The sequence below is a fragment of the Corynebacterium sp. DNF00584 genome (assembly GCF_001552965.1).
Taxonomy (GTDB): Bacteria; Actinomycetota; Actinomycetes; order Mycobacteriales; family Mycobacteriaceae; genus Corynebacterium; species Corynebacterium phoceense.
On sequence record NZ_KQ959754.1, the window covers coordinates 1 to 12724 of the forward strand.

Here is a 12724-nt window from a genome sequence, read left to right on the forward strand (position 1 = left end):
CTCGAGGCGTTGAAGAAGACCGGCGATACGAAGCACATCGACAAAGAAGCCCGCGAGCTGGTAAAGAAGGTGGTTAAGCCGCGCACCCCTAAGGCAGGCGTGCGCTTTGCTCAGCACTCGGACGGCAACGCCTCGCTGACTATCTGCGGGCCGTCGGCGGACCTAGCCGACATTCGCGATTCCATCGACAAAGACCAGCCCATCGAGTCCGTGCTCGAGCATTGGTTCGGCGAAGAAAAAGCCGCGCAGCCGACGATCACACTCATGCTCGTGACCACGATGGACAACTACGCCAAGGCCTGCGAGGGTCACGAGGTGTGGTTCCAGCTGTCCAACGGCGCGGTGATTTCCTCGACGGAGCTGGCGACGCGAAACATCAACGACTACGGCTTCCACGTGCTGTTGCACCCGGTCTACGGGCCGGTGAATCTGCATCGGATTTCGCGGTTTGCCTCCACGAAGCAGCGGCTGATGGCCATGGGTGAGAATCCCGTCTGCCCCTGGCCGGGCTGTTTGAAGGGCGCGCACGATTGCCAGGTGCACCACCTTGAGGCTTGGCGCAACGGAGGGGAGACGAGCCCGGAGAATCTCACGATTGCGTGCCAATATCACAACGCCGTCAACGAGGTGGATGGTCGCGGGTTCTTAAGAAGGCGCGGAACGATTTACTGGGTGCCGCCCAAGGGCTGGTACAACCGCCGGGTACGCCGGTCGCGCCGGAGCTGGAAGGCCCGCTGCCGGCGTGGGTGGAAGAAGAAAAGCAACTGCTCGAGGAGGAATTTATGAACGCGCGGTAGAACCAGCCGAACGCTTGGCGAAGGTGATGATGGAGACCACCACGAGGCCTAGGAGGAAACCGAACACGAGCGAGATGCCGGTGTCGATGAGCCATTGCAGGGCTCCGTTTGAGGTGATCGCTGCCGCGCGCTCGATGAGGTTGTGGAGCTCGTGCGCGCCGAATTCGTGGAGACCGTTGATGACGATGTGGCCGCCGACCCAGAGCATGGCGAAGGTACCGATGACGGAGATGATGTTGAGGGCGATGGGCATGCCCTTGACGAGGGCAGTGCCCAGCGGAGACTTGCCGTTGCGGCGCTTGAGCAGTCCGATGCCCATGTCATCCATCTTCACGAGGAGGCCGACGACGCCGTAGACGCCGAGAGTGATGAGGATAGCGACGGCGATGAGCGTGCCCAGGCGCAGCCAGAACGTCTCCTCTATAACGGCGTTGAGGGAGATCACCATGATTTCCGCGGACAGAATGAGGTCCGTGGTGATGGCGGAGGAGACCAAGCGGTCCTCGGCCTCCTTGGGAGACTCGCTCGTGGGAGCGGCATCCTCGTGGTGTTCATCGCGCTTGAAGAAGTGGATGACCTTCTCCGCGCCCTCGAAGCACAGGTACGTGCCGCCGGCCATGAGGATGGGAGTAAGCGCCCACGGCGCGATCCAGGACAGGATGAGCGCGATGGGCAGGATGATGACCAGCTTATTGCGCAGCGAGCCCTTCGTGATGCGCCAGATCATGGGCAGCTCGCGCGCGGGCTGGACGCCTTGGACGTACTGCGGGGCGACAGCGGCGTCATCGATGACAACTCCGGCTGCCTTGATAGAGGTCCTTCCAGCGAGTGTTGCAACGTCATCGACGCTCGCCGCGGCGGAGCGGGCGATGAGCGCGATGTCATCGAGAAGGGCGAAGAGTCCACCGGCCATGAAGAAATCCTTTGCGCTAGGGAGGGGATTGACGCGCCAATCTTACTGGTTGGCTAGCCTTCCGGCACGAGTTCGACATGCTCCGCCCACGTGAGTGGGTAGCCAATGGCCGTGAGCCAGTCAATGACGTTGTCGTTGTGACGGGTAGTCCCGTCGACGGCGCGCAGAGTGGCGTCGATGGCGAACTCGGCGTCCTCGGCGGAGATGAGCCCCTGTGCGGTGGCCTGCGAGAGCTCGTCGATGTCATCGACGGTGATAGGGGAGCCGGTCGTGGAGAGAAGGTCGATGTAGAGGTCGCGGGTGGTCCAGGCGGCATCGGAAAGCTCAATGCTGGCGACGTCGATGTAGAAGTCCTGGTAAAAGCGGCCGCCCGCCCGCTCATGGAACTTGTTGACACGCAGACCTAGGCCCGGAAGTAGCCAAGACTCCAGGTAGCCGAAGCGCGGGTGGTTGGCGCCGCGGGCCATGTAGAGGCCGAACTCGTGGCGCTCGTACGCGTCGACGGTGCGGTCGATGCCCTTGGGATCGACGTTGATGTGGTCAGCGAGGCGGAAGGTCTCCAGCTTCGGCGCGTGCATTACTTGGCCTCGATGATGGCGGCGGTGGGGGCGAAGGTGCAGCGCGACTCGGCGGTGTTCACGGCGCCGGAGAGCACGGCGACGACGGTGCCGGTGCCGGTCTGCGCGCGGCCGGAAACCGTCGTGGGGCCGTCCGGGTTGATGCCGTGGTTGGTGAGCGGGGTTTCGCCGAATGCGAAATTATCGATGTTGAACCACTGGACCCTCATGGCGCCCTGGTTGGGGGCGGCGGTCTGCGTACCCAGTGCGGTAAAGAGGAAGACCATCTCGCCGGGGCCAGCGCCAGGCGCCGGGATGTCCGTGGGGCCGGGCACGGCGATGGCGGAGCCCATGGCGTCTTGCTGGCCGCCGATGCAGTTCGCGGAGACCGTCGGCCAGTAGAACTGGGTAAAGCCGGGGCCGCCGTCGACAAGCTGGACGCCGCCCTCGCCGGTGGCACCCTCGCCGGTGCTGAACGCCAGCGCAGAGAGCACGGCGTTGCGGAGGTCCTGCGGAACGAAAGGCTGATCCACGAAGGCGTGAATGCGCGACTGCGTCTCCGGCGTGGGGCGGCCTAGGCCGTCGAGCGGGTTGGAGGACGCGGGCAGGCCGGTGACGGAGGAGAAGTCCGGCGCGGCGGCAGTGGCGGGCACAATGGCCGCAGCGGTGGCGGTCGCAGCGAGCGTCGCGGAGGCAACGCACGCAGCGGCGGCACGGCGCAGGACGGTAACCGAGGAGCTCACGGGTAAAGGGTTTCCTTCTGTGGATAGGAGACAATGCAGTCGGGCACGCTCCGCGCGAAGGCACGAAGATACACCGACGGCGGCGTGGGCTACGCCGCACCGACGAGGACGGCCAGCCAGCCATCCGTGTCGGGCAGAGCGTAGGGCGCGCCGCTGAACAAACATTAAGTTATTGTCAAATAATCAACATGAGTCACAATAGTCACTTGAGTTTCTCGGTCAACTAATGAGGCTGGATTTTGTGGGGCGCCTGTGAAATTGTTACCGATCTGTGACTTTTGGTTGGGGTGTGCGACGGTGTTGGGATGGGGTGTGTCGTTTCCTGCGAGAGTGTGCTCGCGGTGAGAATGCCCACTCTTGGCCGCTGTGGGGTGGCAGTCGTGGTCCTTAATGCTGCGTCTTTGCCGTGTTGGGGGTAAGATTCTTACCCGTTCATAATTTCCCCGTGCAGACGGCGGTGGCATTCGGGCCCCGCTTGACGGACATGAGCGCCCTTATCCGCAGGCCTTCTGAGGTCGCTGCCAGGGTAAGCGGTGCGGAACTGCCACTGGTGCGGGAAATTTCACCCCCAGATTCTTAAAGGAGAATCCCCCTCGTGACCCAAACCGAGTTCCGCAACGTCGCCATCGTCGCCCACGTTGACCACGGTAAGACCACCCTCGTCAACGGCATGCTGGAGCAGTCCGGCGCTTTCGGTGACCACGGCGAGCACACGGACCGCGTCATGGACTCCAATGACCAGGAGCGCGAGCGCGGCATTACCATTCTCGCGAAGAACACGGCCATCCACCGCAAGGGCCTGGGCAAGGACGGTGGCGACCTCATCATCAACGTCATCGACACCCCGGGTCACGCCGACTTCGGCGGCGAGGTCGAGCGCGGTATCTCCATGGTCGACGGCGTTGTCCTCCTTGTTGACGCGTCCGAGGGTCCGCTGCCGCAGACCCGCTTCGTGCTCACCAAGGCTCTCGAAGCCAAGCTGCCCGTCATCATTTGTGTGAACAAGACGGACCGCCCGGACGCACGTATCGACGAAGTCGTTGCCGAGTCCCAGGACCTGCTGCTCGAAATCGCTGCGGGTCTCGACGACCCGGAGGCCGAGGCCGCTGCGGAAGAACTGCTCGACCTGCCGGTTCTGTACGCTTCCGGTCGTGCCGGCATTGCGTCTACCGAGAACCCGGGCAACGGCAATGTCCCGGAGGGCGAAGACCTCCAGCCGCTCTTCGACGTTATCTACAACGTCCTGCCGGAGCCGTCTGCTTCCGTCGACGGCCCGCTGCAGGCACACGTCGCCAACCTCGACTCTTCTGACTTCCTCGGCCGTATTGCTCTGCTGCGTATCTACTCCGGCAAGATCAAGAAGGGCCAGCAGGTCGCGTGGATTTCCTGGGACGAAGACGGCAACGAGGTTGTCAAGAACGTCAAGGTTGCCGAGCTGTTGCGTACCGTCGGCTTCGAGCGAGAGCCGGATACCGAGGCCATCGCGGGCGACATCATCGCTATCTCCGGTATCCCGGAGATCATGATTGGCGATACCATCGCTGATGTCGACAACCCGGTTGCTCTGCCGAAGATCCACATCGATGAGCCGGCCATCTCCATGACCATCGGCGTCAACACCTCGCCGATGGCCGGCCAGGGCGGCGGCGACAAGCTCACGGCTCGTATGGTCAAGGCCCGCCTCGACCAGGAGCTCATCGGTAACGTCTCCATCAAGGTTCTGCCCACCGAGCGTCCGGATGCCTGGGAAGTCCAGGGCCGCGGCGAGATGGCGCTGTCCGTTCTCATTGAGAACATGCGCCGCGAGGGCTTCGAGCTCACCGTGGGTAAGCCGCAGGTCGTTACCCAGGTCATCGATGGCAAGACCATGGAGCCGTACGAGATGCTCACGGTCGACACCCCGTCCGAGCACCAGGGCGCCGTCACCCAGTTGCTGGCCACCCGTAAGGGCCAGATGCAGTCCATGGACGTCCGCGAGGGCGACTGGGTCCGCATGACCTTCCGTGTTCCGGCCCGTGGCCTCATCGGCTTCCGCACCCAGTTTCTCACCGAGACCCGCGGCGCGGGTATCGCCAACTCCATCTCGGATGGCCTGGACGTCTGGGCTGGCGAGATCAAGTCGCGTGCCACCGGCTCGCTCGTCGCTGACCGTTCCGGCCAGATCACGGCGTACGCGCTGCAGCAGCTCGCAGACCGCGGCGATTTCTTCGTGGAGCCGGGCATGGAGGCCTACGAGGGCATGGTCGTGGGCGCCAACAACCGTGATGAGGATATGGACATCAACATTACGAAGGAAAAGAAGCTCACCAACATGCGTTCCGCTACCGCGGATGCCACGGTGACCCTGCAGAAGGCCCGCACCTTGTCCCTCGATGAGGCGCTGGAATTCTGTGGCGGCGACGAGTGCGTCGAGGTTGCCCCGAACGTCCTGCGCGTGCGCAAGGTCGAGCTGTCGGCGACGGACCGTAAGCGCGCTGCGTCGCGCGCAAAGCAGCTGAATAAGTAAGATTCTGCTTCACACGGCGCCGCCGCGCCCGCCTGCTCTCACGCAGGAGGACGCGGCGGCGTTCGTCTGTGCGCTGCACGGCGCTACAGTAGGCTCGACAGAATTACCGTAGAAAAGCGGAGAAAGTACGAGACATGGTGCGATTCCTCCAGCCCCTCCTGCGCGGCGCGACTGCGCTCGTGTGCGCCTGCGCGTTGAGTGCGTGTGCTGCCAACCCCGGCCCGCCGCCGGTTGTCGATGAAGAGGAAGCCGCGACCGTCACGGGGACTCCCACGACCACGCGCGCGGCGACGGACGTGCCGGAGCGCACCACGGTTTCCATCGGCGTTGATCCGCTGGTGGGCGGGCTCAATCCGCATCTCGCCGCGAATAATCAGGAGCTCGTCCAGCAGCTCACGGACCTCGTGCTGCCGTCCGCGTTCCGCAACGGCGTCATGGATACAGACCTGCTCGATAGCGCCGAGGAAGTCGAGGCCCCGCGGGGTGTTGCGCAGCGCGTGCGGTACAAGATTTCCTCCGCCGCACAGTGGTCAGACGGCACGCCCATTTCCGCGGCAGACTTCAGCTACCTGTGGCACGGCATGGTGACCACCGCCGGCGTCCAGGACCCGGCGGGCTACCGAGCCATTTCGACGATTGCCTCGAGCGACGGCGGGCGCGTCGTCACCGTCGACTTCCGCGAACGGGTCGCGAACTGGCAGGGGCTCTTCCACGGGCTCGTGCCGTCCCACCTGCTCGGTGACGTCGCCTTCGATACGGTCCTGCATGACGATATTCCTGCCTCGGCGGGCCGCTACCTCGTCGCGACCGTGGACCGCGCCCGTGGGGTCATTACGCTCAACCGCAACGATCGTTACTGGGGCAAGGACCCTGCGCGCACCGACGTCATCATGTTGCGCTCGGTCCGCGACGCGGAGCAGGCCATCAATATGCTGCGCTCCGGCCAGATTGGCTTCGCGGACTTCACGCCGGAGCAGACCACGCTCGAGGCGCTCTCGCTCCTGCCGGATGTCGACGCGGAGACGGTGGATACCGCGCGTCAGTTGCGCTTGCATGTCGCGCTGCCCGAGGAAGCTCGCGCGCAGCTCGCGGAGCTCATCGATGCCCGCCAGGTTGCACGGTTGGCCACCGGGCGCACCGCGCCGCTCGATGTCCCAGGCCAGGCTGCCGATGCCCCCTCGTCCGAGGCGGCAGACAACCCCGACGTCGCAGAGCTCGTCGCCTTGGGACGTCCCGTGCACATCGGCGTCGATCCCTCCGATACGACGGCGGCTACGGCGGCCAATATCCTCGTCGACCAGCTCGCCCTGCACGGCGTGAGCGCGAAGGTGGTTGCGGACCGCATGCGCACATTGGCGGCGGAGTCGTTGCCCTCGGGCACGGTCGATGCCGTGTTGAGCTGGGATACTGTGGACGAGAATCCACTCCGCGTGGCCAGCTCCTACGTCTGTGCGAGCGATCCGGTCCCGGTGGGGACAACGTCGTCAGCTGCACCAAGCGCGGCTGACCCAGCCGGGTCGACCACGCCGGGTTCGCCGGAGCCTTCTGTGGCAGACACGTCGGCAAAGGATAGCGCGGCGGCGGAGCGCACGAGCGAGGAGACCGCGACGTCGCTGGGCGATCTGTGGGACGAGGACGAGACTCCGGAGACCTTCCCGGGCGAGCTGTCCGGCGTGTGCCCGCCGGACGCGGCGGTGACGCGTGCGGCGATTCTGAGCGGGGAGACGAAGGCTGCCGATGCCGCCCGCGCGTTGGCGGAGTGGCAGGCGCGCAGCCACGTGGTTGTTCCGCTGCTCGCCGAGTCGCGGCTCCTCGCCCTGGGAGAGGGCATCGTGGGACCGGGGACTACAGTGGACGCATGGCGCGCGGGACTCGCGACGGCACCCGAGTGGACGCCCGAGGACAAGGACCTGGCCGCGACGTCGACGGCCACCCGCGAAGCAGCGCGAGGTGCCGATAAGGGCGCAGACCAAGACAACGACGCGAAACAGGGCACGAACGAGGACAAAGGACGAAAAGAATGACGGATTTGACTGGCTTCCGCGTGGTCGCGGTGCATGCGCACCCGGACGATGAGGTCCTCTTTACCGGCGGCACGCTCGCGGACCTGGCGCGCCGTGGCGCGACGGTCACCTTGCTCACGCTCACACTGGGCGATGAGGGCGAAGTCATCGGCGAGCCGTACCAGAGCGTCGTGGACAACGGCGTGCTGGCGGGCTTGCGCGTGCGCGAGCTCGAAGACGCCGTCGCGGCGTTGGGCATCGAGCACGAGTTTGTGGGCGGCGCTGGCTTCTTCCGCGACTCGGGCATGGAAGGCTCACCCGCGCACGAGCACCCGCGTGCACTGGTCAACCGTGTCGAGGAGGCGGCGGGGCACCTGCGTGGCCGGTTTGCGGAGCTCGACCCGCACATTATCGTGACCTACGGTCCGGACGGCGGCTACGGCCACCCGGACCACATCGCGGTGCATAAGGCGGTTCACACCGCGGCGGGAGACCGTCGCGTGTGGTGGGCTGTCTTCGACCGCGCACAGAACTACGCGGGCCTCGACACACTCACCGAGCCCGAGGGCTGGCAGAAGCCGAACAGGGACTACCTCGATAACTTCACGAACGAGGCCTCGGAGACTGAGACGTTCGTGCGCTACCCGCTCGATGACGCGGCGTACGCCGCCAAGCGCGCGGGCATGGCCGCCCACCCGACGCAGATCTGGCTGGCGGACGGAACGGTGTCGCGGACGAACCCGGTCTCGGCCTTCGCGGGCATCGGCGACCCGGCCGTGGCGCCGGTGGCCTTCGGATTGTCGAACCTGCTCGTCATGCCGTTGCTGCGCGCCGAGTTCTATCACCTGGGCCAGGCAGGTACCGCCGCGGCGGCGCCAGCAGAAGGCGCTGCAGGTTTGTTCGCAGGACTCGAGCGATGAATAACACGCAGGCGGAGCAGCCTTCCCAGCAGGCCCGAGAGCAGGCGCAGCCGGCGATTCGCACGGATTTCGATCGGGGCGAGGCGGTGACGGGATTGGTGTGGCTGAGCCTCGGTGCAATCTTCTCGTTGCTCCTCGAGGTGGTTTACCTCGGCGCGCGTCTGCCGCTGGGGGAGACCTCCATCCCGTTCCCCGTGACCATCGCCGTGGCATTTGGATTCAACCTTGTCCTCACGCGCACGGCGCTGTTATGGTCGCGCCGCACGCTTGTCGCCGCGGTGCCCCTTATCGTGTGGACGCTGGGCTTTTTGGCTCTGGCGCTAGCAGGGGGCATCGGCAGCCTGCAAGCGTTGCCCGCCACATTATCGACCATCCTGTTATTTGCGGCTGGAGTAGCCGGGGGCGGGTGGCCTTTCTTCAATGGGAAGTGACATACTAGGTAAGTTCACATCCCCCTGACGTAATCTCAATTTTTCGGAAGTGATTTCAAACCCATGACGTACACTATCGCGCAGCCTTGCGTCGACGTGATGGACCGTGCCTGCGTTGAGGAGTGCCCGGTCGACTGCATCTACGAGGGCAAGCGTTCCCTCTACATCCACCCTGATGAGTGCGTGGACTGCGGCGCCTGCGAGCCCGCGTGCCCCGTCGAGGCCATCTTCTACGAAGACGACGTGCCGGACGAGTGGCTCGACTACAACGACGCGAACGCGGCGTTCTTCGATTCTCTGGGTTCCCCGGGCGGCGCCGCGGCGCTGGGCCCGCAGGACTTCGACGCTCCGCTCGTTGCTGCCCTCGGTCCACAGAACCAGGACTAGCAGAAAGACTAAGTAATCACCGCTTGCGTGGGAGAGGACAATGATGGCACGCACGCCGCTAGGTAATACACTTCCGGATTTCCCTTGGAACTCGCTGGCCGGAGCCAAGGCTAAGGCCCAGGCGCACCCGGACGGAATTGTCGACCTCTCGGTGGGCAACCCCGTTGACCCGGTGGCGCCCGGCGTGCAGCTGGCGCTCTCCGCTGCCGCAGAGGCTCCCGGTTACCCGGCCACTGCCGGCACGCCGGAGCTGCGCCAGGCCATCTTCGACGCGCTGTCGCGACGCTACAACATTGCGGTCGAGTCCCCGGCGGCGACGCTGCCCGTGGTGGGCACGAAGGAAGCCATCGCCTGGCTGCCTACTCTGCTCGGCTTGCGTGGCGAGACCATCGTCATCCCGCCGGTGGCGTACCCGACCTACGAGGTGGGCGCGCTCATCGCGGGGGCCACGCCGGTGCGCGAGTCTGACCCGGCGAAGTTCGGCTCTGCTGGCCTGGCATTTATCAACTCGCCGTCGAATCCGACGGGCGAGGTGCTCACCATTGAGTACCTGCGTGAGGTTGTCGCGTGGGCACGCGCGAATAGCGCGATTGTGGCTTCGGACGAGTGCTACATCGGTCTGGGCTGGGACGATGAGAAGCAGCCGGTCTCCATCCTCGATCCGCGCGTGACGGACGGGGATAACACGGGCCTTATCGCCATGCATTCGCTGTCAAAGTCCGCGAATATGGCGAGCTACCGCGCGGGCTTCTTCGCCGGCGACGCTGCGCTTATCGCGGAGCTGCTCGAGCTGCGCAAGCACGCCGGCCTTATCACGCCGGGCCCCATCCAGGCGGCCATGGTCGCAGCGTTGGAGGACGACGACTCAGAGGCGCTGCAGCGCGGTCGCTATGCCGCGCGCCGCGCCAAGCTTGTGCGTGCGCTCACGGACGCGGGCTTCCGCATCGAGCATTCCGAGGCAGGTCTCTACCTGTGGGCTACCCGTGGCGAAAACTGCCGCGACACGGTCGACTGGCTGGCCGAGCGCGGAATCCTTGTCGCCCCGGGCGACTTCTACGGCCCGGAGGGCGAGCAGTTCATTCGCATGGGGCTGAATGGCACGGACGAGCGCGTCGACGCGGCGTGCGCGCGCCTTGCGGCCTAACTCTCCGGTCGGCTCCTGGCGACCGCCGGCGCGGGAGGGAATCTCGCCGCGCAAGACGGTCCTTGTGGGCCGGGTGCCTGCCGACGTTGCCTATTGGGCGGCATCGGCAGGCGATTCGCCGTTTTCACCGGGGGAGCGGCTGCCTGCGGGACGTATTCTGGAGCGGCCCGTGCCGGCGTGGTACCACCCCGCGGTGCCGCCGGAGCCGCCGATTCCTTTCCACTACGAGGTGCTCTACGCTGACCGCGACCTTATCGTCGTGGATAAGCCGCATTTTCTCCCCACGACGTCGAATGGGCGAATTGTGCGCGAGACGGTGCAAACGCGGCTGCGCGTGGAATATGGTGAGGACGAGATCGTGCCGCTGCATCGGCTCGACCGGCTCACGTCGGGTGTGGTCGTGTGCTCGCGTAACCCGGCGACGCGTCGGGCGTACCAAGAGCTGTTTGCGCGGCGGAAAGTGCACAAGGAATATCATGCGCTCGTGTCCTCACCGTTGGAGCGCGCGGCGGGCGTCGTGGACCTGGGCATGCGCAAGGAGCGGGGCGAGCGCCAGGTGCGCGTGGATCCAGCGGGCACGCGCACGCGGACGTGGCTTGAAGGCCGCGGTGACGAGGTGGTGCTGCGGCCGGAGACGGGGCATACGCACCAGTTGCGCGTGCTGCTGAACTATCTTGGCTCGCCGATTGTGGGAGATGACACGTATCCGGTGGATAAGGGACTGGCGCTTTACGACTTTTCTACGCCGTTGGCGCTGGTTGCGACGTCTCTGTGGTTGAGGGATCCGTTCACTGGCAAGCGGCGTCGCTTTTCAATTTCGCGGGACTGGCGGGGTACCCTAGGACAGTTATAGAAAAATCCACCACTAGGAAGGGCGCCGCCATGAGCACGTCAGTTACGGCCGGCCGCTTCGCCTCAAACTTGGGGCAGTTTATTAAATTCGGCCTCGTGGGCGGCTCAGGCACCGTGGTCAACGCGGTCATGTTCGTCGTCGCGAAGAAGTTCTTCGAGGCTGTCTGGGGTATTCACTATTACGACTCGCTGCTGGCGATCCCCTTCACGGACTTCAACGTGCGCTGGTACAACATCTTCGCGTTCATTGCCTTCTTTGTCGCGAACGTGTGGAATTACCAGCTCAACCGCAAGTGGACGTTTAGCTCCGTCGACAAAGTGTCGTGGTGGCGCGGGTTCTTTCCGTTCCTGCTCACCGGCATCGGCGCTTATGTGGTTTCGCAGGTCGTCATGATTGCGTTAGTCAATCCGACTTCGCCCATTTCACTGTCCTCGGAAATCTTCGATGACTCCTCAGGCCTACGCAACAAGAGCTACTGGGCCAACATCATCTCTATCATCGTGGCGATGCCCATCAATTTCATCATCAACAAGTTGTGGACCTTCCGTTCCACGCCCAAGGCGCCGCGCGTGGTGGAGGAAAGCCACCCCGCCTAGGCCGTCTCCTGTCCCCGGCGCCGCAGCTCAGACTGCGGCGCCGGGGTTTCTACATGGTGATGTCGGGGGGCCGCGCTAACGTTGGGGCCATGAGACGTTTCTTATTCCTTCCCCTGTCCCTGATCACCGTCGCGGCGGCGGGCCTGAGTGCGTGCACGTCGTCTGATCCGGAAGTCATCGTGGTGACCTCGACGGCACAGCCGCAGCCTCGGGCTGCGGAATCCTCTGCGGCCGCGGCGGCGAGCACTGCGAATGGTACTGCGTCGGCGGAGAACACGAAACCCACGGACGACTATGAGGCGTCGAAGGCCGAGTCGGACAGGCTGCGTGCCGAGGCAGAGGAGGCGGGCCTTACGTGGCTGCACCCAGGCGCGTTTGCGGGTGGCATCGGCACGGGCGAGTATCGCATTCGCTTTGGCATGGGTGACTGCTCCATCGCGGACGAAGGCGCCACTGTGCGCTGCATGATTAACCAGATGGATGCGCCTTTGGTCGAGGGCGCTGAGGGGCAAACGCCGGCCAACCTTGTGGAGCGTACCGAGGATGGCACGTTCCGCTACGGATACGTGGGCAGTGATGACACGATGGCGTCTGAGCTTGGCGGCGACAACTATAAGCGCGTGCGCGAGATTAAGGCCGGCACACAAACCGATGTGGAGGGCGTGCGCGTGACCTTCAAGGGACCAGGCGAGGAGCCGTATCTCAGTGTCACGGCAACCGACGGCCACGGCTTTGAGGTGAGTGAGCGCGGGAAGCTGCGCATGAAATAAGGCGTCGCCGGGCGCACAGACACGAGTGCCCTGGACTCCGCGGGGAGTCTAGGGCATGGGATGCGTCTTGGGGTCAACGCGGGGAGCGACGGGGAGCTTAGGGC

At 64.8% G+C, this 12724-nt stretch carries 13 protein-coding genes; 10 read left to right on the forward strand and 3 right to left on the reverse strand.

Annotation, left to right across the window (positions count from 1 at the left end; genetic code table 11):
- The coding region (locus tag HMPREF0307_RS07355) for an HNH endonuclease signature motif containing protein (protein WP_066490539.1) at positions 1 to 786 on the forward strand (786 nt) is incomplete at its 5' end.
- On the opposite strand, the gene HMPREF0307_RS07360 is transcribed toward HMPREF0307_RS07355, so the two are convergent.
- The 3 genes from HMPREF0307_RS07360 to HMPREF0307_RS07370 are packed head-to-tail and all read right to left on the reverse strand — an operon-like array spanning position 781 to position 3010.
- Complete coding sequence (locus HMPREF0307_RS07360; RefSeq protein ID WP_066490547.1) at positions 781 to 1710, reverse strand: DUF808 domain-containing protein; 930 nt, start codon at positions 1708 to 1710, stop codon at positions 781 to 783. The genes HMPREF0307_RS07355 and HMPREF0307_RS07360 overlap by 6 nt on opposite strands.
- A gap of 53 nt (positions 1711 to 1763) precedes the next feature.
- Positions 1764 to 2288, reverse strand: a complete 525-nt coding sequence (locus tag HMPREF0307_RS07365) for a ribonuclease FAU-1 family protein (protein ID WP_066490555.1) — start codon at positions 2286 to 2288, stop codon at positions 1764 to 1766.
- Positions 2288 to 3010, reverse strand: a complete 723-nt coding sequence (locus HMPREF0307_RS07370) for an Rv1157c family protein (RefSeq protein WP_066490563.1) — start codon at positions 3008 to 3010, stop codon at positions 2288 to 2290. The genes HMPREF0307_RS07365 and HMPREF0307_RS07370 overlap by 1 nt, the downstream gene beginning before the upstream one ends.
- Before the next feature lie 595 nt (positions 3011 to 3605).
- Between HMPREF0307_RS07370 and typA the strand changes: the two genes are divergently transcribed.
- The 9 genes from typA to HMPREF0307_RS07415 all read left to right on the forward strand — a co-directional run bounded on the left by typA (position 3606) and on the right by HMPREF0307_RS07415 (position 12620).
- Positions 3606 to 5516 carry a translational GTPase TypA gene (gene typA, locus HMPREF0307_RS07375; RefSeq protein ID WP_066490573.1) on the forward strand — a complete coding sequence of 637 codons (1911 nt, stop codon included), beginning with the start codon at positions 3606 to 3608 and terminating at the stop codon, positions 5514 to 5516.
- Positions 5517 to 5650: 134 nt separating this feature from the next.
- Entirely contained in the window at positions 5651 to 7540 is a 1890-nt protein-coding gene (locus tag HMPREF0307_RS07380; protein WP_066490583.1) for an ABC transporter family substrate-binding protein, read from the forward strand.
- Positions 7537 to 8439: a PIG-L family deacetylase gene (locus HMPREF0307_RS07385; RefSeq protein WP_066490592.1), complete on the forward strand. Its 903-nt coding sequence runs from the start codon at positions 7537 to 7539 to the stop codon at positions 8437 to 8439. The genes HMPREF0307_RS07380 and HMPREF0307_RS07385 overlap by 4 nt, the downstream gene beginning before the upstream one ends.
- Positions 8436 to 8870 (forward strand): hypothetical protein, encoded by a 435-nt coding sequence (locus HMPREF0307_RS07390; RefSeq protein ID WP_066490596.1) that lies wholly within the window; start codon positions 8436 to 8438, stop codon positions 8868 to 8870. The genes HMPREF0307_RS07385 and HMPREF0307_RS07390 overlap by 4 nt, the downstream gene beginning before the upstream one ends.
- Positions 8871 to 8933: 63 nt before the next feature.
- Complete coding sequence (gene fdxA / locus HMPREF0307_RS07395; RefSeq protein ID WP_066490601.1) at positions 8934 to 9257, forward strand: ferredoxin; 324 nt, start codon at positions 8934 to 8936, stop codon at positions 9255 to 9257.
- A 43-nt stretch (positions 9258 to 9300) separates the two neighbouring features.
- Positions 9301 to 10401, forward strand: coding sequence for a succinyldiaminopimelate transaminase (gene dapC, locus HMPREF0307_RS07400; protein WP_066491062.1), 1101 nt, complete (start codon positions 9301 to 9303; stop codon positions 10399 to 10401).
- Complete coding sequence (locus HMPREF0307_RS07405; protein WP_082723274.1) at positions 10352 to 11254, forward strand: pseudouridine synthase; 903 nt, start codon at positions 10352 to 10354, stop codon at positions 11252 to 11254. Before dapC ends, HMPREF0307_RS07405 begins: the two co-directional genes overlap by 50 nt.
- Before the next feature lie 29 nt (positions 11255 to 11283).
- Entirely contained in the window at positions 11284 to 11850 is a 567-nt protein-coding gene (locus HMPREF0307_RS07410) for a GtrA family protein (protein WP_066490606.1), read from the forward strand.
- 89 nt (positions 11851 to 11939) lie between these two features.
- Positions 11940 to 12620 carry a hypothetical protein gene (locus tag HMPREF0307_RS07415; protein ID WP_066490616.1) on the forward strand — a complete coding sequence of 227 codons (681 nt, stop codon included), beginning with the start codon at positions 11940 to 11942 and terminating at the stop codon, positions 12618 to 12620.
- The last annotated feature ends 104 nt before the right edge of the window (positions 12621 to 12724 follow it).

Excerpts from the sequence above, each read along its gene's own strand:
- HMPREF0307_RS07360 (WP_066490547.1), bottom strand. The coding sequence starts at position 1,710 with ATGGCCGGTGGACTCTTCGCCCTTCTCGATGACATCGCGCTCATCGCC.
- HMPREF0307_RS07365 (WP_066490555.1), bottom strand. The coding sequence starts at position 2,288 with ATGCACGCGCCGAAGCTGGAGACCTTCCGCCTCGCTGACCACATCAAC.
- HMPREF0307_RS07380 (WP_066490583.1), top strand. The coding sequence starts at position 5,651 with ATGGTGCGATTCCTCCAGCCCCTCCTGCGCGGCGCGACTGCGCTCGTG.
- HMPREF0307_RS07385 (WP_066490592.1), top strand. The coding sequence starts at position 7,537 with ATGACGGATTTGACTGGCTTCCGCGTGGTCGCGGTGCATGCGCACCCG.
- HMPREF0307_RS07390 (WP_066490596.1), top strand. The coding sequence starts at position 8,436 with ATGAATAACACGCAGGCGGAGCAGCCTTCCCAGCAGGCCCGAGAGCAG.
- fdxA (WP_066490601.1), top strand. The coding sequence starts at position 8,934 with ATGACGTACACTATCGCGCAGCCTTGCGTCGACGTGATGGACCGTGCC.
- dapC (WP_066491062.1), top strand. The coding sequence starts at position 9,301 with ATGGCACGCACGCCGCTAGGTAATACACTTCCGGATTTCCCTTGGAAC.
- HMPREF0307_RS07405 (WP_082723274.1), top strand. The coding sequence starts at position 10,352 with ATGGCACGGACGAGCGCGTCGACGCGGCGTGCGCGCGCCTTGCGGCCT.
- HMPREF0307_RS07410 (WP_066490606.1), top strand. The coding sequence starts at position 11,284 with ATGAGCACGTCAGTTACGGCCGGCCGCTTCGCCTCAAACTTGGGGCAG.
- HMPREF0307_RS07415 (WP_066490616.1), top strand. The coding sequence starts at position 11,940 with ATGAGACGTTTCTTATTCCTTCCCCTGTCCCTGATCACCGTCGCGGCG.